The organism is Stenotrophomonas rhizophila, assembly GCF_003651185.1.
In the GTDB taxonomy this organism is placed as follows: domain Bacteria; phylum Pseudomonadota; class Gammaproteobacteria; order Xanthomonadales; family Xanthomonadaceae; genus Stenotrophomonas; species Stenotrophomonas maltophilia_Z.
In genome coordinates, this window is record NZ_RCDC01000004.1 from 2,160,510 (window position 1) to 2,187,258 (window position 26,749).

The 26,749-nt window shown below is 66.9% G+C and carries 23 protein-coding genes; 16 read left to right on the top strand and 7 right to left on the bottom strand.

Features of this window, described 5'->3' with window-relative positions; all coding sequences use genetic code 11:
* Nucleotides 1–274 precede the first annotated feature (274 nt).
* Nucleotides 275–418, top strand: coding sequence for a hypothetical protein (locus BCL79_RS20310; protein ID WP_179459899.1), 144 nt, complete (start codon nt 275–277; stop codon nt 416–418).
* The gene (locus tag BCL79_RS09650) at nt 415–618 is read left to right on the top strand and encodes a hypothetical protein (protein WP_121040354.1); all 204 of its coding nucleotides are present in this window, start codon (nt 415–417) and stop codon (nt 616–618) included. Before BCL79_RS20310 ends, BCL79_RS09650 begins: the two co-directional genes overlap by 4 nt.
* Before the next feature lie 90 nt (nt 619–708).
* Here BCL79_RS09650 and BCL79_RS09655 read toward each other — a convergent pair whose 3' ends face one another.
* Both BCL79_RS09655 and BCL79_RS09660 read right to left on the bottom strand, forming a co-directional pair.
* Nucleotides 709–1,911: an MFS transporter gene (locus tag BCL79_RS09655; protein ID WP_121040355.1), complete on the bottom strand. Its 1,203-nt coding sequence runs from the start codon at nt 1,909–1,911 to the stop codon at nt 709–711.
* Complete coding sequence (locus BCL79_RS09660) at nt 1,911–3,119, bottom strand: MFS transporter (RefSeq protein ID WP_121040357.1); 1,209 nt, start codon at nt 3,117–3,119, stop codon at nt 1,911–1,913. The genes BCL79_RS09655 and BCL79_RS09660 overlap by 1 nt, the downstream gene beginning before the upstream one ends.
* Before the next feature lie 110 nt (nt 3,120–3,229).
* Here BCL79_RS09660 and BCL79_RS09665 point away from each other — a divergent pair, with 110 nt between their 5' ends.
* On the top strand, nt 3,230–3,817 hold the full coding sequence (locus BCL79_RS09665; RefSeq protein ID WP_121040359.1) for a TetR/AcrR family transcriptional regulator: 588 nt from the start codon (nt 3,230–3,232) through the stop codon (nt 3,815–3,817).
* Between the two features lie 255 nt (nt 3,818–4,072).
* Here the strand turns inward: BCL79_RS09665 and BCL79_RS09670 are convergent, their stop codons facing one another.
* Complete coding sequence (locus BCL79_RS09670; RefSeq protein ID WP_121040361.1) at nt 4,073–4,453, bottom strand: winged helix-turn-helix transcriptional regulator; 381 nt, start codon at nt 4,451–4,453, stop codon at nt 4,073–4,075.
* Between the two features lie 83 nt (nt 4,454–4,536).
* Between BCL79_RS09670 and BCL79_RS09675 the strand changes: the two genes are divergently transcribed.
* Nucleotides 4,537–5,604, top strand: coding sequence for an SDR family oxidoreductase (locus tag BCL79_RS09675; protein ID WP_220668923.1), 1,068 nt, complete (start codon nt 4,537–4,539; stop codon nt 5,602–5,604).
* A gap of 90 nt (nt 5,605–5,694) precedes the next feature.
* On the top strand, nt 5,695–8,490 hold the full coding sequence (locus BCL79_RS09680) for a PAS domain-containing hybrid sensor histidine kinase/response regulator (RefSeq protein WP_259462136.1): 2,796 nt from the start codon (nt 5,695–5,697) through the stop codon (nt 8,488–8,490).
* A gap of 163 nt (nt 8,491–8,653) precedes the next feature.
* On the opposite strand, the gene BCL79_RS09685 is transcribed toward BCL79_RS09680, so the two are convergent.
* Nucleotides 8,654–9,397: a hypothetical protein gene (locus BCL79_RS09685; RefSeq protein ID WP_121040365.1), complete on the bottom strand. Its 744-nt coding sequence runs from the start codon at nt 9,395–9,397 to the stop codon at nt 8,654–8,656.
* A gap of 68 nt (nt 9,398–9,465) precedes the next feature.
* Between BCL79_RS09685 and BCL79_RS09690 the strand changes: the two genes are divergently transcribed.
* The 3 genes from BCL79_RS09690 (at nt 9,466) to BCL79_RS09700 (ending at nt 11,890) form a co-directional block, all read left to right on the top strand.
* Nucleotides 9,466–10,482: an AraC family transcriptional regulator gene (locus BCL79_RS09690; RefSeq protein ID WP_121040367.1), complete on the top strand. Its 1,017-nt coding sequence runs from the start codon at nt 9,466–9,468 to the stop codon at nt 10,480–10,482.
* A 90-nt stretch (nt 10,483–10,572) separates the two neighbouring features.
* Complete coding sequence (locus BCL79_RS09695; RefSeq protein WP_121040369.1) at nt 10,573–11,418, top strand: type 1 glutamine amidotransferase domain-containing protein; 846 nt, start codon at nt 10,573–10,575, stop codon at nt 11,416–11,418.
* A 25-nt stretch (nt 11,419–11,443) separates the two neighbouring features.
* A complete protein-coding gene (locus BCL79_RS09700; protein ID WP_121040371.1) occupies nt 11,444–11,890 on the top strand; it encodes a nuclear transport factor 2 family protein in 447 nt (148 codons plus the stop codon).
* A gap of 69 nt (nt 11,891–11,959) precedes the next feature.
* Here BCL79_RS09700 and BCL79_RS09705 read toward each other — a convergent pair whose 3' ends face one another.
* The gene (locus BCL79_RS09705; protein ID WP_147433883.1) at nt 11,960–17,755 is read right to left on the bottom strand and encodes an autotransporter domain-containing protein; all 5,796 of its coding nucleotides are present in this window, start codon (nt 17,753–17,755) and stop codon (nt 11,960–11,962) included.
* A 528-nt stretch (nt 17,756–18,283) separates the two neighbouring features.
* Here BCL79_RS09705 and aroQ point away from each other — a divergent pair.
* From aroQ to accC, 4 genes are read left to right on the top strand one after another with little or no spacing between them, the layout of a single operon-like run.
* Entirely contained in the window at nt 18,284–18,733 is a 450-nt protein-coding gene (aroQ, locus tag BCL79_RS09710; protein ID WP_121040375.1) for a type II 3-dehydroquinate dehydratase, read from the top strand.
* Nucleotides 18,733–19,155, top strand: a complete 423-nt coding sequence (locus BCL79_RS09715; protein ID WP_121041291.1) for a lysozyme inhibitor LprI family protein — start codon at nt 18,733–18,735, stop codon at nt 19,153–19,155. Before aroQ ends, BCL79_RS09715 begins: the two co-directional genes overlap by 1 nt.
* A 54-nt stretch (nt 19,156–19,209) precedes the next feature.
* Entirely contained in the window at nt 19,210–19,698 is a 489-nt protein-coding gene (accB, locus tag BCL79_RS09720) for an acetyl-CoA carboxylase biotin carboxyl carrier protein (RefSeq protein WP_121040377.1), read from the top strand.
* 10 nt (nt 19,699–19,708) lie between these two features.
* Nucleotides 19,709–21,076, top strand: coding sequence for an acetyl-CoA carboxylase biotin carboxylase subunit (accC, locus tag BCL79_RS09725; RefSeq protein WP_121040379.1), 1,368 nt, complete (start codon nt 19,709–19,711; stop codon nt 21,074–21,076).
* 176 nt (nt 21,077–21,252) lie between these two features.
* Here the strand turns inward: accC and BCL79_RS09730 are convergent, their stop codons facing one another.
* Together BCL79_RS09730 and BCL79_RS09735 are read right to left on the bottom strand one after the other, a co-directional pair.
* The gene (locus BCL79_RS09730; protein WP_121040381.1) at nt 21,253–21,627 is read right to left on the bottom strand and encodes a hypothetical protein; all 375 of its coding nucleotides are present in this window, start codon (nt 21,625–21,627) and stop codon (nt 21,253–21,255) included.
* The gene (locus BCL79_RS09735; protein ID WP_121040383.1) at nt 21,624–22,586 is read right to left on the bottom strand and encodes a hypothetical protein; all 963 of its coding nucleotides are present in this window, start codon (nt 22,584–22,586) and stop codon (nt 21,624–21,626) included. Before BCL79_RS09735 ends, BCL79_RS09730 begins: the two co-directional genes overlap by 4 nt.
* Before the next feature lie 187 nt (nt 22,587–22,773).
* Between BCL79_RS09735 and prmA the strand changes: the two genes are divergently transcribed.
* From prmA to purH, 4 genes are all read left to right on the top strand, one after another.
* Entirely contained in the window at nt 22,774–23,694 is a 921-nt protein-coding gene (prmA, locus tag BCL79_RS09740) for a 50S ribosomal protein L11 methyltransferase (RefSeq protein WP_121040385.1), read from the top strand.
* A gap of 30 nt (nt 23,695–23,724) precedes the next feature.
* Nucleotides 23,725–24,624, top strand: coding sequence for a DUF3426 domain-containing protein (locus BCL79_RS09745; protein ID WP_121040387.1), 900 nt, complete (start codon nt 23,725–23,727; stop codon nt 24,622–24,624).
* Between the two features lie 114 nt (nt 24,625–24,738).
* A complete protein-coding gene (fis, locus tag BCL79_RS09750; RefSeq protein WP_038685853.1) occupies nt 24,739–25,014 on the top strand; it encodes a DNA-binding transcriptional regulator Fis in 276 nt (91 codons plus the stop codon).
* 140 nt (nt 25,015–25,154) lie between these two features.
* Nucleotides 25,155–26,738, top strand: a complete 1,584-nt coding sequence (gene purH / locus BCL79_RS09755; RefSeq protein ID WP_121040388.1) for a bifunctional phosphoribosylaminoimidazolecarboxamide formyltransferase/IMP cyclohydrolase — start codon at nt 25,155–25,157, stop codon at nt 26,736–26,738.
* Nucleotides 26,739–26,749 lie beyond the last annotated feature (11 nt).

Genomic DNA, 26,749 nt, shown 5'->3' on the forward strand with positions numbered 1-26,749 from the left:
GCTGAACTTGAGGGCCGATCTCAGCGAGCGGCCAGAGCTTCGCCAATGGATCCCGTTGTACCGGCGCCAGACGACGAAGGGATGACGATCAGGGCCCCCGTGCTCACATGGCGCGTGAACGTGCGACAGTGAAGGACGGGACAGCACCTTCACGGCGACTGCGCTGAACTAGGACTGGGATCGCGGCCGGGGGCCGCTGCAGGACCCGGGGTGCGTTACCGCACATCCGGTCGACCAAGATGCATGACGCCATACCGCACGGAGAGAGACCGCCATGAATGCCGCCTTCAAGATCTTTCTGCTCGCCGGTGCACTGCTGTACGGCCTGCCGGGGCTGGTGTGGTGGGTGAACCATCGGCGCGCCAAGCGGGCGCGGCTGGCCCAGGGCGTGGTCAGCGTCGAGGCCCGCGCGCCATGAGCGGCGGAACCGGTACGAGCGCGGCAACGCACCTGACCGACGAACAGCGGCAGATCCTGCGCGACATCAACGCCACGCGTCCGGTCAGCGATGAAGCCGCCAACTGGGCCGTCAAGGCCGGCTACGCGGCCCAGGCGGAAGACGGCGACATCGATTTGACCCAGGCCGGTCGCCACGTGGTGGACTCCAGCACGCTGTAGCGCGCTGAACCATGCACAGTGCGTTGACGTGCGCTGAGCAAGCCACGGGAGGGAAAACTGGCGCAACGCCGGTCTTGTATGACAGCAGCACTATCGCCTTGCCCGCTTGAGCCTGTCGGGCTCCCGCTCCGTCCATTCCATCCGGCGGCCAGCAAGGCATACCACCCCTGCTGCGACCGCGAAGGCACCGGTGAGCCAGAGATTGGCGGTCAGACCGAGCCGATCCAGTGCTTGGCCGCCCACCCACGCCCCGGATGCGATCCCGACATTGAAAGCACCGACATAGAGTGCGGAGGCGATTTCCATCGCCCTGGGCACGGCCTTCATCATCCACGTCATCAAGCCCACCGATACCCCGCCGTAGGCCAGCCCCCACGCCAGCAGCGCCATGGCACCGCCCAGGCGCGACTCCCCGATGGTCAGGAACAGCGAGGGCGCCAGCACCAGACCCGCCGCGATCAGCGACACCGTCAGCCTGGTACGTCGTGCTGCCGCGATGCCGGCAAGGAAGTTGCCGGCCATGCCCGCGGCGCCGTAGCCGAACAACAACAGCCCCACCCAGCGCGCGTCGAATCCCGAGACCGACATCAGCAGCGGCCGAACGAAGGTAAAGGCGATGAAGTGCCCGGCGACCAGCAGGAAGGTCAGCAGCAACCCAAGCTGCAGCCCGCGGTTGCCCAGTTGCTGAGCGAACTGGCGCACGCTGGTCGTGCCGGACGGCGGCAGCCCGGGCATCACGGCCAAGTGCAGGGCAAGGACGGCGGCCCCCAGCAGCGCCATGCTGCCGAACGCCCAACGCCATCCCAGCAGCGCCCCGATCAGCGCGCCAAGCGGAACGCCCAGCACGGAAGCAGCCGCCACGCCGCCAAAGATGAGCGATGTGGCCAGGCCGACCGATCGCGTTGCCACCAGCCGCACCGCCAGCCCGCCGGCAATGGCCCAGATGCCGCCCATGCACAGCCCGACCAGCACGCGGGCCGCCAGCATCCAGCCCAACGTGGGGGCGAAGGCCGCACCCAGATTCGCGATTACCAGCAGGACCAGCAGCCCGCACAGCAGCGAGCGTCGATCCACGCTGCCGGCGCTGATCACCACCAGCGGTGCGAACAGCGCTGCCAGCAGTGCGGGCAGCGAGATCATCAGCCCCGCAGCGCCGGTGCTGGTGTCCAGCGCTTCGGCGATCGGGGTCAGCAGGCCGACCGGCAGCATCTCCGTGGTGACGACCGAGAGGGTGGCCAGACTGACCGCGGTGACCGCCCACCACGGGTGGCGCGGTGTGGATTGCGCCTGCATCAGCAGATCCCCGGGTTGCGTGGCTCACGCGAACGCAACACGCCGTGCGCGAACGCCGCCGCCAGCAGCACCGCTCCTCCCGCACACAAGGCAACCAGGTACCCGGCGCGCGGCCCGTGTGCATCCACCCCGTAGCCGGCGATCGCCGCGCCCAGCGCCACGCCCACGTTCAGCGCCGCCAGCAGCCAGGTCATGCCCTCGGTGAGCTGGCCCGGCGGGACCTGTTGCTCGATCAACGACATCGCCACGATCATCGTCGGGGCGAAGAACACACCCGCCGCGAAGACCGTCACGGCGAGTGCGGCGATGCTTCCCACCAGCAGCAGCGGCAAGGTGGTCAATGCGGTCGCGATCCCGCCCAGCAGCAACAGGCGGGGCAGTGGCGTCTGCAGCTTGAGCGCACCGAACAGCACCCCGGACAGGCAGGAGCCGGCGGCATACGCACACAGCACGACGCTGGCGGCGGCGGGCTGCCCCACGTGCGCGGCGAAGGCGACGCTGACGATATCGACGGTGCCCACGATCACGCCCATCGCGACCATCAGCACGGCCAGCCACCGCACGCCCGGCAGACGGATGACGGACGCAGCAGGCGCGGCGTTGGGTACCACTGCCTCGATCGGGGGCTCGGTCCTGCGCTGCGCGATCAACGCAAGCGCGCCGATCGGCAGCAGCACAGTAGCGGCGAGGACACCCGCCTGCGGAAACAGCGAGACCGCCAGGCCTATCGATAACGGCGGCCCGACGATGAAGGTGACCTCATCGAACACGGTTTCCAGCGCGTACGCGGTCTGCAGGCGCGGCTGCCCGCGATAGATCGCGGTCCAGCGCGCGCGCACCATGGCCGACATGCTGGGCATCGCCCCGGCCAGCAGTGCCCCGAGGAACAGCACGGCCGCCGGCGCTTCCCACCATGAGGCCGCCAGCAGCATCAGCAGGCCGATTACGCTGACGCCGGTGGCCATCGGCACGACACGGCGCTGTCCATGCCGGTCCACCAGACGGGATACCTGCGGCGACAGCAACGCATACGTCAGCACGAACGTCGCGGCCACCGCGCCGGCCAGTGCATAGCTGCCGCGCACCTGGGCCAGCAGCGTGATGATGCCGATGCCGGTCATCGGCAACGGCAGCCGCGCCAGCAGCCCCGCCAGGGCAAACCCGGTGGTACCGGGCGCAGCGAACAACTCTCGATAGGGACCGGTCACAGCGCGTTTCACTGGCTTTCCACCTTTACATACACAACGTATGTTTAAAATCCTATATACATACGCTCCGGATGTAAACAGAGATCCGCCCCACCACCAAGGAGATATCGATGGTCCGTCGCACCCGCGCCGAGATGGAGCAGACCCGCGCCACGCTGCTGGCGACGGCCCGCGTGGTCTTCAGCGAGCGTGGCTACGCCGGGACCTCGATGGACGACCTCACCGCGCAGGCCGGGCTCACCCGTGGCGCGCTGTATCACCACTTCGGTGACAAGCAGGGCCTGCTCGCGGCTGTCGTCGATCAGATCGACGCCGAGATGGACGACCGCCTCAAGGCGATCTCCGACGCCGCCGAGGATCCCTGGGCGGGCTTTCGTCTTCGCTGCATGGGGTATCTGGAGATGGCACTGGAGCCGACCATCCAGCGCATCGTCCTGCGCGATGCGCGGGCGGTGCTCGGCGGCGCCTCGCCGGAATCGCAGCGCCACTGCATCGATTCCATGCAGCGCCTGCTCGAACATCTGATCGAGCAGGGCTTGGTCGCCGCGGCCCATCCACAGGCCCTCGCCTCCCTGGTGTACGGCAGCCTCGCCGAGGCGGCGTTCTGGATCGCCGATGGCGACGATGGCGATACCCGCCTCGCACAGAGCGTGGCTGCGCTGGACCTGCTGCTGCGTGGGTTGCGTGCCACCGCGTAGCACTGACCGCTCATCCGGTCAGGCCGCCATTGGATCCGGTCCCTGACCGCAGGTCATATATCGCTCCCTGTGACCGCGAGGCCGACGCGTTCTTCAAAGGCGCGCCGGCACCGGCGCTTCACTCGGTCGCGCAAGGAAGGCGATCAGCGCGAACAGCGACCAACCCAGCACGTGCAGGAGCCAGAACCTGAGGGTCACCGCATCGATCCGCTGGAGGGAAGCCGTACGCTGCCCGATCCGGCTGGCACGTCCCGCTCAGCGCCGGCGCGACGTCGCGCGCGGCTGCAGCGCGTCCAGGGCGCCTGCGTTGCGGCGCGCCCAGTCGTAGATCAGTTCGATCGGTTCCACCAGTTGCCGTCCCAGCGGGGTCAGCGTGTAGTCCACCGAGGGCGGCACGGTGGGGTACTCGGTGCGCAGCACGATCCCGGCATGCTCCATGTCACGCAGCGTCTGGATCAGCATCTTCTTGGAGACGGCCGGCAGGCTGCGGTGCAGCGCGTTGCTGCGGGCGGTGCCGTCATGGCGCACGGACAGGGTGTGCAACACCATCGAGGTCCACTTGGTGCTGAACAGCTCCAGCACCCGCCGGGGGGCGCAATCCTCTCGCCAGTGCTCTTCGGGGGTACCCGTTTTCATGTGTGGTTACCGTTTGGTGCCTTCTTTCGAGGCGTACCTCGATATCCTAAGGTGTGCGCCTGTAAAGCCATGAAAGAGGCGACATCGTGAGGCAGAAAGCGTTGGTGGTCGGTGCAACGGGCATCGTGGGCAGTGCACTGATACAACGGCTGCTGCAGGAGGGCTGGGACGTCCACGGCCTGGCCCGCCGGCCCGATTCGCTGCCCGCCGGCGCCCACGGCGTCTGCGCCGACCTGCGCGATGCGCAGGCCACGCGTGCCGCGCTGTCCGCACTGGCCCCCACGCATGTGTTCATCACCACGTGGTCCCGGCAGGCCAACGAGGCCGAGAACATCCGGATCAACGGCGCGATGGTGCGCCATCTGCTGGATGCACTGCAGCCGGCCGGCAGCGTGCAGCATGTGGCGCTGGTCACGGGCCTGAAACACTACCTCGGGCCGTTCGAGGCGTACGCGCAGGGCAACCTGCCGCAGACGCCCTTCCGTGAGGAACAACCGCGTCTGCCCGTGGACAACTTCTACTACGCGCAGGAAGACGAGGTGTTCGCCGCCGCCGCCCGCGATGGCTTCCACTGGAGCGTGCATCGCCCGCATACCGTGATCGGCGCGGCGGTGGGCAATGCCATGAACATGGGCACCACCCTGGCCGTGCACGCAACGCTGTGCCGGCAGACCGGGCGCCCGTTCCAGTTCCCCGGCTCCCTCGCGCAGTGGGACGGGCTGACCGACATGACCGATGCCGGGCTGCTCGCGCGGCACCTGCTGTGGGCAACGCAGACACCGGCCGCCGCCAACCAGGCCTTCAACGTGGTCAACGGGGATGTGTTCCGCTGGCGCTGGATGTGGGGCCGGATCGCCGCGTGGTTCGATATCGAGGCCGTGCCGTTCAGTGGTCAGGTCCGTCCGCTCGCCGAGCAGATGGCCAATGATGCCGCGCTGTGGTCGTCGCTGGCCGCCACCCACGGCCTGGCCGCGTCTGACATCCACCAGCTGATCTCGCCCTGGCACACCGATGCCGATCTCGGGCGCCCGCTGGAGGTGGTGACGGACATGTCCAAGAGCCGCCGGATGGGGTTCCTGGATTACCAGCCCAGTGACGATGCGTTCTTCGAGCTGTTCGCACGGCTGCGGGCAGCGCGGTTGATTCCCTGAGGCGCTGCCGCACAGCGCTGGGAGGGTTCCACAGCGATACCCCGCAGCGATACGCTAGGGCGGCCGCCCCCCGCTGACCCCGAGTGCCGCTTGAGCTCTTCTCCTTCCACCGGTACCCACGGCGAACGCGATGCCGAGCGCGTCAAGCTGGCCCTGGCCGCTGGCGCGATCATCGGCACCTGGTTCTGGGATGTCGCCCAGGACAGCCTCACCGTCGACGATGCCCTCGCCCAGGCGCATGGACTGGACCCCGCGCTTGCACGCACCGGGCTGCGCCTGGAGCAGGTGGTGTCTGCCGTTCACCCTGAGGACCGCGCGGGTCTGGCGGAGGCGATCGCCGAAGCCGTGCGTCGTGGTGGTCGCTATGCCCACCAGTACCGGACCCGTGGCACCGATGGCGCCTATCGCTGGATCGAGGCCATCGGTCGGGTCGACCTGGACGCCGATGGACATGCAATCGGGTTTCCCGGCGTGCTGATCGACATCGATGAACGCAGGCGGGTGGAGGCGGAGCGTGACCAGGCGCAGACCCTGCTGCGTTCGTTCGTGGAGGCCGCACCGGGTGTGGTGTACGCCAAGGACCGCCAGGGCCGGATCCTGATGGGCAACCGCGGCACCACGGAACTCATCGGCATGCCGCCCGAGGCCTACGTGGGGCGCACCGATGCCGAGCTGCTCAGCGACCCCGTCCAGGCCGCCATGGTCATGGCCACCGACGAACGGGTCATGGCCAGCGGACAGACCGAGCAGCTCGAAGAAGAAGTGAGCTTTCCCGATGGCCGGCGCGCCTACTGGCTGTCCACCAAATCGCCGTTGCGTGATGCCGACGGTACCGTGGTGGGCGTGGTGGGCACCTCGCTGGACATCACCGATCGCAAAGCCGCCGAAGCCCGCCACGTTGAAGTGGAGGAGCGCTATCGGCTGGCGGCCCATGCCACCAATGATGCGATCTGGGACTGGCGCATCTCCGATGGCCACGTCATCTGGAACGAAGCGCTGACGGCCCTGTTCGGCCATGCGCTGAGCGAGACCAGTGCGCAGTGGTGGCTGGACCATATCCATCCTGATGACCGCGCGCGCGTGGATACGGACATCCATGCCGTGATCGAAGGCGGTGGCACGACCTGGAACAACGAATACCGGTTCCGCCGCGCCGATGGCAGCTACGCCGCCGTGCTCGACCGCGGCACCGTGCTGCGTGGCGGGATAGGCGAACCGCTGCGGATGATCGGCGCGATGCTGGACCTGACGGTCCGGCAGGAAGCCGAAGCAGCGCTCGCCAAGAGCGAAGAACGCCTGCGTTTGGCCACGGAGGCCGGCGATATGGGCTTCTGGGATGTCGATCTGGTGCGCGATTCACTGATCTGGCCGGCACGGACCAAGGCGATGTTCGGGATCTCGCCCGAGGTCGCGGTGTCGATGCGCGACTTCTACGATGGCATCCACCCCGAGGATCGGCTGGCCACCACCACGGCCTTCGCCGCTGCGGCCGATCCAGCTCAACGCGCCCTCTACGACGTGGAGTACCGCACCGTTGGCAAGGAAGACGGTCTCGTGCGCTGGGTGGCGGCCAAGGGGCGCGGTCATTTCGAAGGGGACCGCTGCGTGCGCGTGGTGGGCGTGGCGATCGAGATCACTGCGCGCAAGCTGGCCGACGCGCGTCTGCAGGAATTGAACGAACATCTGGAAAGCCGCGTTCTCGACGAGGTGGCTGAGCGCACCCGCGTGGAGGATGCCCTTCGGCAGAGCCAGAAAATGGAGGCAGTGGGGCAGCTCACTGGCGGCATCGCGCACGACTTCAACAACATGCTCGCCACGGTGATCGGCCCGCTGGATCTGCTGGCGATGCGCATGGGCGACAGCGATCCGCGCGCCAAGCGCTACATCGACATGGCCATCGACGGCGCCACCCGGGCGGCCCAGCTCACCCAGCGATTGCTCGCGTTCTCGCGGCAGCAGCCCTTGCAGCCGGTGCCATTGGATGTGAACCACTTGATCGCCGGCATGTCGGATCTGCTCGTGCATTCGCTGGGCAGCAGCATCCGCTTGGAGACGGTGTTGGCCGCGCAGGTGTGGTGCACCTTCGCCGATGCCAACCAGCTGGAGAACGTGATCCTCAATCTGGCCGTCAATGCACGTGACGCGCTCCCCGGCGGGGGACGCCTCATTGTGGAGACCGCCAACTGCACGATCACCGCAGATCACCGGACGGCGGCGGAAGACGTTCCCGACGGCGAGTATGTCCGGATCACCGTGGCCGACAACGGCAGCGGCATGCCGCCGGAGGTGATCGCCAAAGCATTCGATCCGTTCTTCACCACGAAGAAGGTGGGGCAAGGCACGGGACTGGGACTGTCGCAGGTGTATGGCTTCGTCAAACAGTCGGCCGGTCACGTGAAGATCCGCTCTGCCGTCGGGCAGGGAACAACGGTGACCCTGTATCTGCCGCGCCTCATTGCGGACATCGCCGCCGCGCCTTCGCCGGCAACCAGCGGTACCGCTCCGCTGAGCGGGGGCCGCGAACGTGTGCTGATCGTGGAAGACGAGCCCGGCGTCCGCCAGTTCTCCATCGATGCGTTGAGCGAGCTGGGCTACGCGGTGCTCGCCGCCGACGGTGCCGCCACCGCGCTTGCCCTGCTCGACAGCCATCCCGACATCGCGCTGCTGTTCACCGATGTGGTGATGCCCGAGGTCAACGGGCGGCAGCTGGCCGATGCGGCCCTGAAGCGGCGCCCGGATCTGAAAGTGCTGTTCACCACCGGCTACAGCCGCAATGCACTGGAGCACGACGGCGTACTGGACCCCAGCGTCCACCTGATCGGCAAGCCGTTCACGCTGGAGGAGCTGGCCCTGCGGGTGCGCGCGGTGCTTGCCGAGGTACGCTGATGGATGGGGTAGTGCACGCCCTTGATCCGGCACGGATCAGGCAGCCTGCTGGCGCCTGCTTACCTGTGCTCTCCCCGACCGCTGTCCTGGCACAGGCCAGCGACCATGACGCGGTAAACCAGGTCATGCAGAAACATGGAGCGGCCAACGCACGTCGCCGGCGTCATGAGTTTTCATCTTTCACGCTCACGTACAGCGTAGGCACGGCCTTCATGAAGTCCCCCAGTCGTCCCATCTGGATCTGCAGATCATCGGGGATGACGTCGGCCGCAGCGTCGAGCAGTGCCTGGCAGTGCTGCTCGAACGGTGCGACCACGCGACGTCGTGGCTCGAGCATGAAGGAGTAACAGGCCTGGCTCGACCACGGCGGGGGCGCCAGCGCGTAGTGCGAGCTGCCCAAGGCAAACAACGGCGCGTGGCGCTCGTCTGACAGCGACAGCGTGACCTCGTTGAGATTCACCTCCTCCCGGGTGTGGGTGCGCTGGATCGCCCAGGCATCGAGCGTGTTGCGGCCCGGCACCGGGCCCACGGTGCCGTCCACGGCGCCCGCCAGCAGGGACAGCGCGGCATCCACGCTCACACCGTAGTGATCCAGCATGTGAGGTTCCAGCGCCATCCACAGCTGTATCGCGCCGGCCACCGGACCATACGCGTGCAGGATGTCTGCAGGTGCCAACGCCGGCAGCAGCGTGGACTGCACCAGGTGCGCGAGTTCCTCCACGCTGCGTGTGGCGCTGCTGACGGTCAGGAACAGATACGGCGCCATCCCCGCCCGCTCGGGCTCCAGCATGGGCACGGCCGGCTCCCCCTCGACCGCATTGCCACGCGCGCACGAGGGCAACAATGCGGCGCCCGCAAGCGCGGCCAACAGCAGGCGCCGCCGCGCCAGAAAATAAGTGTCATCCATCTGCAAAGAATACACAGGGGTAAAAGCGACCCGCTTGACGGGCCGCGTATTTTCTCAATACTGCGCCAATGCTCAGCCAACACTTTCTCTTCTTCTTCGCCATGCTGGGCGCCTTCAATGGCATCGTCGCGGCCTCGGTACTGTGGTGGCGCGCGAAGGGCGAGCCCACCCAGCGTTGGCTGTCGCTGCTGATCCTGATGGTGGGTGTGCGAACGGGAAAGTCCGTCGCCTTCCACTTCTGGCCGGACATTCCGCTGGTCGTTCTCCAGCTGGGGCTGACCGCCTGTTTCCTGATCGGCCCCTGCCTCTACTTTCTGGTGCGCTCCAGCCAACGCGACGCTGCCGGAACCGATCGCGCGGGCGGGTGGCATCTGGCCGTGTTGCTGGTGCTCGCCGTGGCAGTGAATGTCCTGCTGCCCTACACCCGCAACATCGAACTGTGGCGGCACGTCATCACGCCGGGCATCAACTATGCCTGGCTGGGCTATCTGCTGCTCACCACCGTGCAGGTGTATCGCCACCGTGCACGGCTTCGGTCCTCGCCGTCCGCCACGCTTCTGCTGGGGGCGCTGGGGGGCATCTGGATCATCTGGATCGCGTACTACACGGCGGGATACACGTCGTACATTGTCGGCGCGCTGTCCTTCACCTTCGTTCTGGCGGTAAGCGTTCTGGTCGGGCTCCGCCTGCGCTCGGGGCGGGCAACGATCGAGCCCTATCAGGACCGTCGGATTCCCGCGTCCGACGCCGCCGTTCAACTCCAGGCCCTGGCCGAGCTGATGGCGCGCGAGCGGTTGCATCTGGACCCCGCCCTGACCCTGCCCCGCCTCGCCCGCCGGCTTGGCATGCCCCAGACCCGGCTGTCGCAGCTGCTCAACGACAACAACCAGACCTCGTTCAAGCAGTACCTGACCCAGCTGCGGGTGGTCGAAGCCAAGGCGATCCTGCAGCAGCAGCCTCCCAAGCCGCTGGATATCGTGGCGCAGGAAGCGGGCTTCCAGTCCATGTCGACCTTCTACAGCGCGTTCAAGAAGTGCGAGGGCGTCACCCCGGCGGCCTACCGCACGGCCGCCACACACTCCTAGAATCGATTTCCGCACTCCGGAAAGACACTGCACGACATTGATTTGAAAGAGATTGGATAGGGTGCTGGCTCCTTCCTGCGAGTCAGCGCCATGCAGTCGTTACGTACCCTCGCCACCTTCGTATTGCTCCTGCTCAGTGTCTGGCTGGGCGGCACCTGCACCACCGACGCGGCGCCGCGGACCACCGTCCCCGCGGCCATGGGACAGCCCGCCAGCGGCCAGCAGGACCGCATCCTGTTCATCCTCGCCAGCGCCAAGGTGCATGGAACTTCCACGCTCCCGGCCAGCGTCAGTTTTGGCGAGGTGGTGCATGCCTGGGATGTCTTCCATGCCGCCGGCTACGCGGTGGACTTCGTGTCACCCGATGGCGGCGCCGTACCCATTCTGGATGACTACGTCAGCGACGACGTGGCGCACCGCCTGGACGATGCCCGGATCATGCGCGGACTGCGCGGCACCGTCACCCCGGCACAGATCGATCCCACGCAGTACCGGGCGGTGTACTACGTGGGCGGCAGCAATGCCATGTACGGGGTCGCCGAGAACGTGGCGCTGCAGCGCATTGCCATGCGGGTCTACGAGGGCAACGGCGGGGTGATCTCGGCGGTCTGCCACGGCACGGCCGGCATCGTGAATCTCCAGCTTGCCGGCGGCCAGTACCTGGTCTCGGGCAAGCGCATCAGCGGCTACCCCGAAGAGCACGAACGCCAGGATGCGCCCTACTTCAACCAGTTCCCGTTCTTGATCCGCCAGACCGTCGTGTCCCGCGGCGGTGCCTTCCGGACGGTGGAAAGCGATGACCCGCATGTCGAAGTCGATGGCCGGCTGGTGACCGGGCAGAACTACGCCTCTGCCACGCCGGTGGCGCAGGCCGTGGTCGAGGCGCTTCGCATCCACACCGTGCAGGCGTCCAACCAGGCAGCCGCTCAACCCTGATCTCCCACACCCCTGAGGAAACACCATGAAAGTATCGATTCGATCCGTCGGCCTTGCCGCCAGCCTGTTCCTGCTGCTCCCCACCTCGGCCATGGCGCAGAGCACCGATCGTGAGGCGGTGGACAAGGTCATGCAGACCTTCATGCGCGCCTACATCACTGCCGACAATACGTTGGCCAAGGACGTCTTCCGGGCAGACGGGGTGATGATCGGCTACTCCGAAGCCCGTGGCAGCGCGCTGCAGATGCGGACCGGGGAACAGTTCGCCGAAGGCTTCAACGGCACGCCGGCGGCCAACGAGGCCCAGCGCAAGCGCCGCTATGAAATCGTGGACATGGCCACCAACCTGGCGGCCGTCCGCGTGATGCTGGATTACCCCGGCTGGGACGGCGTGGACTACGTGGTTCTGCTCAAGACCGATGGCCAGTGGAAGATCATGAGCAAGTCCTGGACCGGCCAGATCAAGCCCTGAGCTGGAATGCGCGAACCTGACGCCCATCGCTTCCGGGTGTGGACCGGAAGCGATGAAGCGTCCGAAGCATCAGCGCTCGCCGCGCACCCCAGCCAGTGGATCGCCACAACGCGAGGTGGCGTCGCGATGACGCTGTTGCGCGCACTCACGCGCCCCCCTGCCATCGGCATCCACCTGCGACACTCCGCCGCCGCCCTGCCCGCCAAACCGCACCTGCACGCCGATGCTGTTGCTGCGCAGGCTGTTGCGACCCTGCTCGTGACCGAGCAGCAGCGAGAACATCCAGCCGCTGTCCAGCTGCAGGTCCACGCCAGCCCCGATGGACAAGGCATCGTCGTTGTAGCTGCGCATCGCCAGGACGTAATCGCTCGCGTTCGGGCGCTGCACATAGTTCATCGTGGCGTCGCTGCGGTTCTCCAGCGCCTTGCGATACTCCACGTTCCAATGCGGACGCCAGCTGACGCGCTCGCCCTGGAAGGCATGGTTGCCCTCGATGCCCAGCGCGACACTGCTGTTGTCGATGTCCTGACGACCGTAGGTCAGATCGAATGCATCCAGACCATGCTCGCGATAGCCATCCAGTCTCGCGCGGTGCCCATCGTAGCGGCCATAGCTGGTCAGCGTGGTGCCGCGGGCACTGCGATGCTCGTAACCAAAGGTAAGTGAGCCGAACCACTGGTCACCCTTGCGCGAGCCGTGCGCCGACGCGCCGACCACCTCATTCCAGCGATTCACATCGAAATCCAGCCGGCCGCTGGCCAGCATGCCGTCGAAGAACACGTGCTGGCCCGCGCGCCACAGGCCGTAGACGGCCAGCGAGCGCTGGTCCGCATCGGTGCTGGACGGGCTGTTGTTGAAGTCGTTGTCCTGACGCCCCCAGCTGCCGGCAAGTCCCAGCAGCACGTTCTCGCCAATGGCCCGATCCGCACCCACCGTGATGCCGCCGGTGTTGAAGTCGAACCCGCCGCTGCCGCGCCCGGCCTTGCCGAAGGTCGCCGTACCGGCTGCCCACGCACCCCAGCCCTCGGGCAGGCGCGGAAGACCGTTGACCATGCTGTCGGCCGCTCTGTTCAGCGGTACCGAGATACCCGGCACACCAAGGCCGCCTGCGTAGGCCAGGGCGACGTTGAAGCTGGAGGCATTGCTGCCGACCCGCACCTGGCGCAGGCGGTCGCGGATGTTGCCCTGCTGCACCTGGGCAAAGCGGATGCTGGCATCGGCCTGCGCCTGCAAGGTGCCGACAACCTGCGCATCGGCGGTCGGATCAGGGCGCGCCGCCACGACCAGCCGGACCTCGATCGACGCTGCTGCGTAACTGCCGCTTGCCGCCTGTGCTGCGGTCAGCACCGCACTGCCCTCACCCACCACGGTCACCCTGCGGCCATTGACCGTGGCGACGGCCATGTTGGAGCTGCTGAAGGTGAACGCGCCGGGGCTGGTGCTCTGCGGCAGGGCCAGCTCGAAGTCCGATTCGCCATACACCTTGCTCAGATCGTCCTGCCAGGTGATCTCCGGGGTGGCCATGCCGATGTTCACCTCCAGCTGCAGCTGCGTTGCGGCGGCACGCAATGCGTCGCCGGCCTGATTGGCGGTCAACACGCAGCGACCGGCCGATACCATCGTCACGGTGTCGCTCTGCACAGCGCACACCGAAGGGGTTGTGCTGGCAAACACAATGGGATTGCCGGAGTCACCGCCGGTGGCGGCGACACGGAAGCTGCCGCCCACGCTGTAGACGGGATCTGCCGGTGTTGCGGTGAAGCCGGTGATGGTCTGTACGGCCGCCGCCACCACGAACCGGTAACTCCGCTGACCGCTGAAGCCATTGGCGTCGGTCACCTCCACGTCGAAATCGAAGGTACCGGCGGACGTAGCTTCACCGGAGATGTCCCCGGATTCGGCGAGCAGCAGCCCTGGCGGCAGGCTGCCGGACCGCAGCGCAAAGCGGTAGGGCGCTGTCCCGCCACTGGCGGTCAGGCGCTGGCGATAGTCCTGCCCGCCATCGGCGGGCGGCAGCTGCGGCTGGTCAAGCACCAGGGTCGGCGCATCCACCACGAGGGTGTAGCTGCGGCTCGCGGTGAACGGCCCCGTGCCGATGCTGCTGTCCGTCACCAACACCGTGAAGCTGAAGGAGCCTGCTTTGTTGGGGATACCGGACAGTTCGCCGCCGGGCGACAACTGCACGCCGGCCGGCAACGCGCCACCGGAGACCGCATAAACGTAGGGACCGGTACCGCCGCTGGCCGACAGAACGTGACGGTAGGCATTGCTGGCCGTGGTCGACGCCAGCGAAGCAGGATCCAGCGCCAGCGTCGGTGCGGACACCGTGATATCTACCGCAGCTGCTGCGGAGGTGGTGTAGGCATCGCTGGCGCGGTAGGTGAAGCTGTCCGGACCTGCATAGCCCATGGCCGGCACGTACTCGATATCCATGCCGTTGACCGTCGCCGTGCCATGGCTGGGGGCGGTGACCACCGCTACAGCGGTCGGTGTACCTGTGATCGGCAGCGTGATCGTGGTTGCCGCCGCACCGTAGGCGACGGTGGCCGTGGCGGGACCGGCAACCAGGGCAGGTGCCGGCGTGACTGCATTGGAGGCCGCTGAAGCCGAACCCGTACCGGCGCCGTTGGTGGCGGTCACCGTGAAGGTGTAAGTGACACCCGGCGTCAGGCCGTTGAAACTCAGCGGCGAGCCGCTCCCCGCGACGGTGGCACCGCCAGGCATCGCGGTGGCGATGTATCCACTGACCGGCGCGCCTCCAGCGTTGCCGGGTGCGGTGAATGTCACGCTTACCTGGCCGGCGCCGATGACCGTCGCGGTGCCGATGTCCGGCGCGGAGGGGACAACTGCATTGACCGTAAACGTTCGGGTGACCTGGGCCGCCGGCAGATAGCTGCCGTTGCCGGCCTGGTCGGCATGCAGGGTGCAGGTACCTGCACCCACGAAGGTCAGCGTGCCGCCGGTAGTGATCGTGCACACCCCGGTGGTGGACGAAGTGAACGTCGGGGTCAGTCCGGAATCCGCCGTGGCGGTCAAGGCCGGCGTTGTGCCGAAGTTCTGCGTTCCCGGGTTGTTGAACGTGATGAGCTGCGCGGCCTTGGGGGTTACCGCGCTGGACGCCGTCGAGGACGGGCTCGCGCCGGCGGCATTGTCTGCCGTGACCGTAAAGGTATACGCGACCCCGTTGGTCAACCCGGTAACCACCATTGGCGAGCTCGCTCCATTCACAGGGGCGACGTCGGCCGGACTGACGGTGACCGTGTAGCCGGTGATGCTGGCGCCGCCGGTGAACACAGGCGGCACGAACGCGATGCTGACCTGGGTATCACCGGCAGTGGCCGACGGAGCGGGAGGGGCGCCCGGCGCCACCGGAGCGACAGTGAATGACTGGCTTGCCTGGGGTGCGGCCAGGTAGCTGCCATCGCCGCCCTGGTCGGCGTTGATGGTGCAGGTGCCTGCGGAAAGGAACGTCAGCGCGCCGCCGGTCGTGATCGTACACACTCCGGAGGTGGCGGATCCGAAGCTGACCGTATAGCCGGCACCGGCGCTGGAGGTGGCGGTCAGGGTCGGCGTGGTGCCGAAGTTCTGCGTGCCGGGGTTGTTGAAGGTGATGGTCTGCGGCGCTGCAGGCATCACACTGTTGGACGCCGCCGATACGTCACCTGTTCCCGCTGCGTTGCTCGCGGTGACGGTGAAGGTGTACGCCACGCCGTTGGTCAAGCCGGTCACCGTGACTGGTGAACCGGCGCCGGTCGCAATGACCCCGCCCGGGTTGGCTGTCACCGTGTACACGGTGATGGCGCTGCCACCCGTAAAGGACGGTGACGTGAACGTGACCGTGGCCTGGGTGTTGCCGGCGGTGGCCGTGCCGATGGTCGGCGTACCTGGCACCACCGCATTGACGGTGAAGGTCTGCGTCACCGTGGTAGCCGCATTCCATGCGGGACTACCCGCCTGATCGGCGTCGATCGTGCACACGCCGGCACTGAAGAAGGTCAGTGTGCCGCCCGAGCTGACGGTGCACACCCCACCAGTGGACGAACTGAACACAGGAACGAGTCCCGAGGTTGCCGTCGCCGAGAGCGCTGGCGACGTGCCCATGGTCTGAGTGCCCGGATTGCCGAACGTGATGGACTGGTTGCCCTTCGGGGTCACCGCGCTGGTCGCGCCGGAGGCTGCGCCAGTGCCGGTTGCGTTGATTGCCTTCACGTCGAACGTATAGGCGGTGCCGTTGGTGAGGCCTGTGACCACGATGGGTGACGTGGTGAATCCGTTGCCACCTGCGGTGGCACCGCCAGGGCTGGCGGTCACCAGATAGCCGGTGATCGCCGAGCCGCCATTATCGGCCGGCGCGGTGAATGCCACGGATACCTGGGCATCGCCAGGCGTTGCTGCGCCGATGACCGGCGCGCCGGGAGCGACAGGCATCGCCACGGTGTGGGTCACACCGGACAGGTAAGGCGCAACACCGGTGTTGCCCGCGGCATCGGCAATGTCCGTCGCGCCATTGAGATTGACCTTGAGCGTCCCCGAACCCGCGATGCTGCCAACGTTGACGTTGACCGACGTCCCGGAACTCGCCGACACACTCACGATACTGCCGCTGGCACTGCCCGTGCCGACGAGTGTGAAATCGTCCGTGGACACATTCGACACCGTCTCATCGAAGGTCACCGTGAATGCCATCGCCGCGTCGCTTGCGGCGGGCGATCCCACCGGCGCGATGCTGTTGACCGAAGCAATGCGATTGTCGACCGTCGCGTTGCTGGTATCGGCCGTGGTGGTGGTGTTGCCGGCATTGTCCGTCGCGGTCAAGGTGACGTTGCGGTTGCCGACCCCATTGATGGCGCCACCGACGATCGTATAGGTTGCCGTCCAGACGCCGCTGCTGTTGACGGCGGTGACAGCGGCGCCGCCACCGAACTGGCTGAAGTTCACGCTGACTGCGCTGATCGTATCGCTGTTGTTATCCCCACCCGCCGTGTTGTTCCAGACGGCAGTGACGGTGTCGCCGAGTTTGTAGGCACCACCAGTTCCCGATGCACCGCTGATGTTGATGTTTGCATTGGCCAACGTCGGGGCGATGGTATCCACCGTGGCATTGGTGGTGTCCGCACGGGTGGTGCTGCCACCGCCATTGCTCGCGGTCACGCTGACGTTGCGGTTGGCGGCGTCGATGAAACCGGCCGTGAGGGTGTACGTCGCCGTCCAGATGCCGGCGCTGTTGATGGCCGCGACGGCCGAACCACCCCCGAACTGGCTGAAGTCGACGGTCACCGCGCTCACGCCGGCATTGTTGTCGCCGCTCGCGCTGTTGTTCCACGTCGCGGTGAGGATATCGCCGATCTTGTATGCGCCGCCGGTACCGGTCCCGCCACTGATGCTGATGCGTGCGTCGCTGATGGTCGGGGGTGCCGGCGCCTGGCAGGTCACCGTTGCGGTGAAAGTGCCGCCGCCCGTGCCCGACCACAGGTACACCTGGTAGTCGCTGAAATCGGCTGGCACGGTGTGCGTGGCGTTGAGATTCAACTCATTGTTCTGCGCCGCGTAGTTTTCGCCCACGTCGGTAACATTGTTTCCCTGCCATAGGGTGAAGCCACCGCCTCCCGCTCCAGCGGTCGCATTGGTACTGCCCGAGGACGTCACTGTGTAGTGGATTCGCTCGCCTTGGGCGACCTGATAGTCCGCTTGATAATCGTCAATACCGCCGCTGACCGTGATGCCGTTCCCCCAGTAGTTTTGAATCGCCTGGCAGCCACTGGACAGCGCCGCCATCGCAGGCGCGGTTACGGCAAGGCCGCAGAACGCTGCGGCGAACAGGGTGAAGCGACGCAGAGTGCGGCGCTGTTGGGATTTGGGACACACGCCAGCGGCCCGGCAGGCAGACACGATCAACGACACACGACACCCCTTGTTGCCTTGTAGTGCCTTTCCGCGGAAAGGCCGAAAACAGCACAACCGCCCCGGGAGTCCCCCAAGAGCGATTGCCCGCCTGGATAGTTGTGATCCTTCCCCTACCGCTGCCCGGTTCCTTCCAGGCAGGTCACGCGCTGCAATCTTTGTTCCACCCGTGACCGCCACGAACTACACAGCGGTCGCCGAGCCGGCCATCCCACCGGCCGATCGGGCACGCGCTTTGCGCGCCATGCGGAGATATCGGCCACGTTGCCTGAACCTGTAGCGTCGTTCCGATGCTGTCTGGGGGAATGCGTGGCTAACCAGCCCCACGTGTCTCCGCAGCGGCGCCCGAGGCCGCGCGGGCTGCGGACACCGTGCAACCGCAACGGTCCCGCACAACTTTCAAACATCCGCTTGAAACGCGCGTAACTTCGTCGAACTGGACACGATCCACCAGTTCCGCCAGACTCCGCCCTTTCCTGTTGTTCGGCACCCATGGCGAAACTGCTGGTCCTGCATGGCCCCAACCTCAACCTGCTCGGCACGCGCGAGCCGGGGGTCTATGGGCACACCACGCTGGCGCAGATCGACCAGGCCCTGCTGGCCCGGGCGCAGGCCGCCGGCCATGCCGTGGAGAGCCTGCAGTCCAACGCCGAGCACGTGCTGGTGGATCGGGTGCAGGCTGCCCGCGATGACGGCACCGCCTTCATCCTGATCAACCCGGCCGCGTTCACCCACACTTCGGTGGCCCTGCGCGATGCGCTGGCCGCGGTGGACGTGCCGTTCATCGAGATCCACCTGTCCAACCCGCATGCGCGCGAGCCCTTCCGCCAGCACAGCTATTTCAGCGACAAGGCGGTCGGGGTGATCTGTGGGTTCGGGGCGGACAGCTATCGCTATGCGATGGATGCGGCGCTGACCCGGTTGGCGGCTGCTTCGGCGTGATGACGCTGCCGCGTGTCCTGGCCAGCGTCGCGCTGTGGGGCTGCCTGTGTGGCGGCGCCAGTGCCGCGGATCGCAGCGCGGAAGGCATCGACTGTGCGCGGCCCAGCGGCACCATGGAATCGGATCTGTGCGCCTCGGACGTGGCCAGCGCCGCCGATACCGAATTGAACGCGGTGTACGCCCAGGCGCGGCAGCAGTTGCGCAGCCAGGCGGCCGAAGGCGCCTGCACGCACTGCGCCGATGCGGAAAAGCAGCTGATCCTGGCCCAGCGCGCGTGGATGCAGCTGCGCGACCACGATTGCGACGCGGTCTACGCCTTCAACGCTGATGGCACCTCGCGCAATGGCGCGCAGATGCACTGCCTGACCACCCTCGCGCGCGACCGTACGCGGCAGCTGCGCGATTTCTACGAATTGCTTTGACCCGAGCGCACCGCGCTTCCCACCACACTGACACCACGAGCCAAAGAGGCCCCTATGGATCTCCGCAAAATCAAGAAACTGATCGACCTGCTGGAAGAGTCGAACCTCGCCGAAATCGAAATCAAGGAAGGCGAAGAGTCCGTGCGTCTGTCGCGCGCGCCCGTCTCCGGCTACGGCATGGTGCAGGCCCAGCCGCAGATGATGATGGCCCCGGCACCGGCCCAGGCTGCCGCACCGGCGATGCCGATGCAGTCGCCGACCGAAGCCTCCACCGGTGGCACCGCCAAGGCCGGCAACGCCCTGCCCGATGGCCACGTGCTGCGCGCGCCGATGGTCGGTACCTTCTATTCGTCGTCTTCGCCGGACAAGCCGGCCTTCGTGTCGGTCGGCCAGGCGGTCAAGGCCGGTGAAACGCTGGCGATCATCGAAGCGATGAAGATGTTCAACCCGATCGAAGCCGATGTCTCCGGCACCATCGTCGCCATCCTGGGCGAAAACGGCCAGCCGGTCGAATTCGACCAGCCGCTGTTCGTGATCGGCTAAGGATTAGTCCATGCTCGACAAAGTCGTTATTGCCAACCGAGGGGAGATCGCGCTGCGCATCCTGCGCGCGTGCCATACCCTGGGCATCCGCACGGTGGCTGTGCATTCCACGGTCGACCGCAACCTCAAGCACGTGGCCATGGCCGACGAGTCGGTCTGCATCGGTCCGGCACCGTCCTCGGAGAGCTACCTCAACATCCCGGCCCTGATCGCCGCGGCGGAAGTCACCGACGCCCAGGCCATCCACCCGGGCTACGGTTTCCTGTCGGAAAACGCCGACTTCGCCGAGCGCGTGGAAGAATCCGGTTTCATCTTCATCGGCCCCAAGGCCGACACCATCCGCCTGATGGGCGACAAGGTGGAAGCGATCCGCGCGATGAAGGCGGCCGGCGTGCCGTGCGTGCCCGGCTCGGGCGGCCCGCTGACCGACGACATCGTGGCCAACACCAAGATCGCCCGTGAGATCGGCTACCCGGTCATCATCAAGGCCTCCGGTGGCGGTGGCGGCCGTGGCATGCGCGTGGTGCATGCCGAAGCCTCGTTGAAGGCGGCGATCGAGACCACCAAGTCCGAAGCCAAGGCCGCTTTCAGCAACGATCAGGTCTACATGGAGAAGTTCCTGGAGAATCCGCGTCACGTGGAAATCCAGGTGCTTGCCGATGGCCAGGGCAACGCCATCCACCTCGGTGAACGCGACTGCTCCATGCAGCGCCGCCACCAGAAAGTGGTGGAAGAAGCGCCGGCACCGGGCATCACCGCCGAGCTGCGCGAAGAGATCGGCAAGGTCTGCGTGGAAGCCTGCATCCGCATCGGCTACCGCGGCGCGGGTACCTTCGAGTTCCTGTTCGAAGACGGCCGCTTCTACTTCATCGAAATGAACACCCGCGTGCAGGTGGAACATCCGGTGACGGAGATGGTGACCGGCATCGACCTGGTCTGCGAGCAGCTGCGCATCGCCGCCGGCCAGAAGCTGACCATCAAGCAGAGCGACGTGGTGCTGACCGGCCACGCGATCGAGTGCCGCATCAACGCCGAAGACGCTGAAACCTTCGTGCCGAGCCCGGGCCAGATCACCGCGTTCCATCCGCCGGGTGGCCCCGGTGTGCGTGTGGATACCCACATCTACAGTGGTTACCGCGTGCCGCCGAACTATGACTCGATGATCGGCAAGCTGATCGTGCACGGCCCGGATCGCGAGACCGCGATCGCGCGCATGCGCGTGGCGCTGAGCGAACTGGTCGTGGACGGCATCAAGACCAACGTCGCGCTGCAGCAGCGCATCATGCGCGACAAGGGCTTCCAGGCCGGTGGACAGAACATCCACTACCTGGAAAAGCGCCTGGCCGAACGCAAGAACAAGTCGATCGCGTTGACCTGATCGGTTTTTCCACGCGGCATGCAGGACAGCAGAAAGGCGGGGATCTCCCCGCCTTTCTGTTTGCGCGAACCGCGCTGCCAGAGGACACAAACGCGGTAGGGCCAACCCGTGGTCGGCGTACGCGTGACATGCCGCCTGATACCGCCGCCACGCATGGCGTGGCGCTACAGGCGCGCTTACGGCTTGGCGGTATCAGCCGCGGTGACCTGCGAATGCTTCACCGGCTCCACGCCCAGCGACGAGGTGGGGTCCACGATCACCATCGTCTCGGTGGACCCATCCGGCCACACCACCTGGAAGGTACTGCCGCTGGGCAGCGAAGCGAACGGCATGCCACTCTGCGCGCGATACACCGCAGCGACCTGACTGGCGCCGGCACGACGCACTTCGGCATCGGCCTTGACCGAGGTCAACTGTACTTTGGACAGGCTTCGGTAACGATCGTCATAGGTGTCGATCATCACCAGACCCACCGCCCCGGCCGAGTACGCAACAAACAACGCCACCCAGAACCAGAATTTGGCACCGTGCAGGATTCGACGGTAATTCATCGCCCATTCCTCTGCTTGACCAGCTCTTCGACCAACACGTTCATTTTCCCCGCACCTTGCCGCGATACCGCGGCGTCATACACGAAAGTGGCAAAGTCCTGCCCACCGTCCTGCGAACAGATCCCTCCGTTCGCGCAGAAATTGTTCATCAGCACACTATCCGACCCGCACGCCATGCCCAGTTCGCAGGCCGCCAGCCGCCAGGCCAGTTCGCTGAACTGATCGCCGGCCACCATGCCGCTCATCGCACTGTCGCCACTGGCACGCTGCCCCATGCCCGGCGCCAGTGCCATGAAGGCTTCCGGATCACGCGACTCCATCACCCGCTCGACCAGCCCGCGGCGGTAGTCCGGTGCGGTTTCCAGTGGATGGCCTTCGGCGAACAGCGATGCCTCGGCCGCCAGGTTACCGGCCTTGGCGGCCTGCAGACGCTGACGCATGATCAGGGACCGGCCCAGATTGTCGCTGCTGACGAAGCCGGCGCAACGGCGCGAAACACGCTGGCGCGCGGTCACCATCGATACAGACGCTTTCATGCCCAGCCCGGTCAACACGTCGTTGTCGAGTTGGTAGCCCCCCGGATCCATGGCGTACGTGGCGCAGTAATCGTACACACGGCTGACCATCCACCCGGCCTCGGCATTGCCGTTGGCGGCCTGCAGCTGCAGGCGCTGCGCATAGGCAAACAGATCGGTATCGCCTTCGATATCGGCGCGCAGGTCCAGCGGCAGGCCAGAGGCCACGGCCGTGCCACGTTCGCTGCCAAGCAGGCGCCGGGCGAGCTGCCGCGCTTCGGCCGGCACCGCGGTGGGCCCGCTGCCGGCCTGCGGCTCATCCAGATGCGACGCGGCCTGATCGGTATGCAGTACCCGATCGCCCGCGCGGTAGCCCACCACCCCGAGCAACGCCAGGGCTGGCACGACCAGCAACCAGGTTTTGAGGGTGGGCACGAGCGCCATGGGCAGGACGTCAGAGGCTGTCAGCGATAGACGGCAGAAATGCAAGTTTAGCAAGCAGCCGCAACGCTGTCTGAACGGGTCGTCGGGCCGATCTTACCGGCCGGCGAGACGGCCTCCCCGCGGTACCGCCGGGACCCGCGGCCCGCACTGGTCTAACATGCACGGTTTTCCGCCGGTCCCTGCCCCCATGCCCTTCCTGGAACTCACCCTGCACTGCACCGAAGCCACCCAGCCGCGCTATGAGAATGCGCTGGACGACGTGGGCGCGCTGGCGGTGACCCTGCTCGATGCCGATGCCGACACCAGCAACGAGCGCGCGATCCTGGAACCGGGTGTGGGCGAGACCCCGCTGTGGAACGACCTGGTGCTGACCGCACTGTTCCCGGGCGATACCAATGCGCTGGCCCTGTTGGCCGCGCTGGATGCGTTCGACCCCGGCCTGGACTGGGCCGATGCCAGTTTCCGCGCCGTGGCCGACGAAGACTGGGAACGCGCCTGGATCGACCAGTTCCAGCCGATGGCCTTCGGTGATCGCACCTGGATCGTGCCGTGGAACCATGAACTGCCAGAGGCCGCACAGGCCGAGGATGCCGCCGTGGTTCGTCTGGACCCGGGTCTGGCGTTCGGTTCGGGCACCCACCCGACCACGGCCCTGTGCCTGCGCTGGCTGGACGGCCTGGCCGCCGAGGGGGCGCTGGCCGGCAACACCGTGCTCGATTTCGGCTGCGGCTCGGGCATCCTCGCCCTGGCGGCGCTGAAGCTGGGTGCCGCGCGCGCGGTCGGCGTGGACAACGACCCGCAGGCAGTGCTCGCCACCGGTGACAACGCCGAGCGCAACGGCCTGCAGGAGCGCGTGCAGGTCTATCTGCCGGACGACGAGCCGCAGGCAACGTACCCGGTCGTGGTGGCCAACATCCTCGCCTCGGCACTGGATGCACTGGCCGATGTGCTGGCCGCGCGCGTCGCCCCGGGCGGCCGCATCGCGCTGTCGGGCATCCTGCATGGGCAGGAAGGCGAACTGCTGGAACGCTATGCCCCGGCCTTCGAACAGCTGGCGGTGGCGCAGGACGGCGACTGGATGCGCATCACCGGCGTCCGCCGTGCTTGAATAGCCCGACTCCTGCCCGGTCCCGTGCCCATGTCCGAGCCCCCGATGCCGCCGCGACGCCCGATCGCCACGTTCCTGCGTACGTCGCCGGAGGCGCCGGCCGATCCGGCTGAGCCGCCTTCCGTGACCCACGATGAGGCGTCGGCAATGCCGACGTCGCCCGTGGACGATGGCATCGCGCCGTTGGCGGTGGAACAGGTGATCGATGCACAGCCGGTGCACGCGCCGCAGCGCCCGGCACCGGCGTTCGAACTCGACCTGCCACCTCCATCCGAACGCGCGCCCGTGGGCGACGCCGGGTCAGCGGCTACGTCGCCTGCTGACACGGCAGCGCCATCGATAGCGCCGCCGGATGATGACGACACCCGCACGGGAGTCGCGCGCAGCACCGCCACGGCGGCCCTGCCGCCGCCCGAGGCGATCACCACACCGAGCTTCCTGCGCCTGCCCGGTGCGCGCCTGCGCACGCCGCGCTGGCAGTGGGGCATGGTTGCCGGGCTGGCCGCCGTGCTGCTGGTGCAGATCGCCGTGGCCGACCGCGCCCGGCTTGCCGCCGATGCGGGCACCCGCCCCTGGATTGCCGCGCTATGCGGCGCGCTGCGCTGTTCATTGCCAGCCTGGCGCGAGCCGGCGGCCTTCAGCATGCTCAGCCGCGATGTGCGCCCGGTTCCGGGCCAGGCCGGCGCGCTGCAGGTGCAGGCCAGCATCCGCAACGACGCACGCTGGGCCCAGGCCTGGCCGTCGCTGCGGCTGTCGCTGTCCGATGCCGATGGCCGTGTGATCGGCACCAATGTGTTCGCGCCGGCCGACTATCTGGACCGCGCCACGGACCCGGCCGCCACGCTGGAACCGGGGCAAAGTGCGCAGATCGCCTTCCGCGTGCGCGAGCCTGCCGCGTCTACCGTCGCATTCACCTTTGAGTTCCTCTGAGGCGTCGCCGGGGGGCCCGGAGCGTGGCAGGCGACCGACGCACGCGCTAGACTGGCCCCATCACCCTTCCGCCGTGGGCTGTTGTCCGCCCCGGCTCTTGCACCGGGAAACTCCTTGAACGCTGTCCTTTCTCGTCCTGACAACAGTCGTGGCGCGCCCAAGCCACCCCTGCGCGAACACGTGGCCCAGTCGGTCAGGCGCTACCTGCGGGACCTGGATGGCTGCGATGCGGACGATGTCTACGAGATCGTGTTGCGCGAAATGGAAATCCCGCTGTTCGTGGAAGTGCTCAACCACTGCGAAGGCAACCAGAGCCGCGCCGCGGCGATGCTGGGCATCCACCGCGCCACCCTGCGCAAGAAGCTGAAGGAATACGGCATCGCCACCTGATGCCGGTGGGCAGGCGCGTAGTGCCTGGCGGGAGAAGGCCGGATCGAGCAGCGCTCGGTGCCGGCCTTCGTCGTTTCTGGGGCCATGCCAGCGCCACTGGCCTACAATATGCCCCCGCTCCGCTTCGATCTCCTGCCCCCATGAGTTCCGATCTGCTGCCCGTGCGCCGGGCCCTGCTGTCCGTTTCCGACAAAACCGGTCTGATCGACCTGGCCCGCGCCCTGGCGGCGCGCAACGTGGAGCTGCTCTCCACCGGTGGTACCGCCAAGGCGATCCGCGAGGCCGGCCTGGCAGTGAAGGACGTTGCCGACGTCACCGGCTTCCCGGAAATGATGGATGGCCGGGTCAAGACCCTGCACCCGATGGTGCACGGCGGCCTGCTCGGCCGTGCCGGGCTGGATGACGCGGTGATGGCCGAACACGGCATCGGCGCGATCGATCTGCTGGTGCTGAACCTGTATCCGTTCGAGGCGGTCACCGCCAAGGCGGACTGCGCGCTTGAAGATGCCGTGGAGAACATCGACATCGGTGGCCCGGCGATGTTGCGTTCGGCGGCCAAGAACTTCGCCCGCGTGGCGGTGGCGACCGATCCGTCGCAGTACGCCGAACTGCTGGCCGAACTGGACGCCAACGACGGCAAGCTCTCGGCGGCCAAGCGCTTCGCCTTCTCGGTGGCCGCATTCAACCGCGTGGCCCAGTACGACGCGGCGATCAGCAATTACCTTTCTGCCGTGACCACCACCGACACCGCCGTGCCGGTGCGTGCGGAATTCCCGGCGCAGATGAATTCGAACTTCGTGAAGGTGATGGACCTGCGCTACGGCGAGAACCCGCACCAGAGCGGCGCGTTCTACCGCGACCTGTACCCGGTGCCGGGCACGCTGGCCACGTTCCAGCAGCTGCAGGGCAAGGAACTGAGCTACAACAACCTGGCCGATGCCGATGCGGCGTGGGAATGCGTGCGTCAGTTCGACGTGCCGGCCTGCGTGATCGTCAAGCACGCCAACCCGTGCGGCGTCGCCGTGGGTGCCGGCAACGGCGATGCCTACGAGCTGGCCTACGCGACCGACCCGACCAGCGCCTTCGGCGGCATCATCGCCTTCAACCAGCCGCTGGACCTGGCCACCACGCAGGTGATCCTGGACCGCCAGTTCGTTGAAGTATTGATCGCCCCGGATTACGAGCCGGCGGCGTTGGAATACGCCACGAAGAAGGCCAACGTGCGTGTGCTGCGTATTCCGCACGGCGACGGGCGCAACAACTACGACACCAAGCGGATCGGTTCGGGCCTGCTGATGCAGAGCGCCGACAACCGCGGCATGAGCCGCGACGAACTGACCGTAGTGAGCAAGCTGGCGCCGACCGACAAGCAGTTCGCCGATCTGCTGTTCGCCTGGAAGGTGGCCAAGTTCGTCAAATCCAACGCCATCGTCTACGCCAAGGACAACCGCACCATCGGTGTCGGCGCCGGCCAGATGAGCCGCGTCTACTCGGCGCGCATCGCGGGCATCAAGGCCGCCGATGCGAACCTGGTGGTGGAAGGCTCGGTGATGGCCTCCGATGCGTTCTTCCCGTTCCGCGACGGCATCGACGCCGCCGCTGCGGCCGGCATCAAGGCGGTGATCCAGCCGGGTGGCTCGATGCGCGACAACGAAGTGATCGCCGCGGCCGACGAACATGGCCTGGCGATGGTGTTCACCGGCGTGCGTCACTTCCGCCACTGATGCCCGGATCG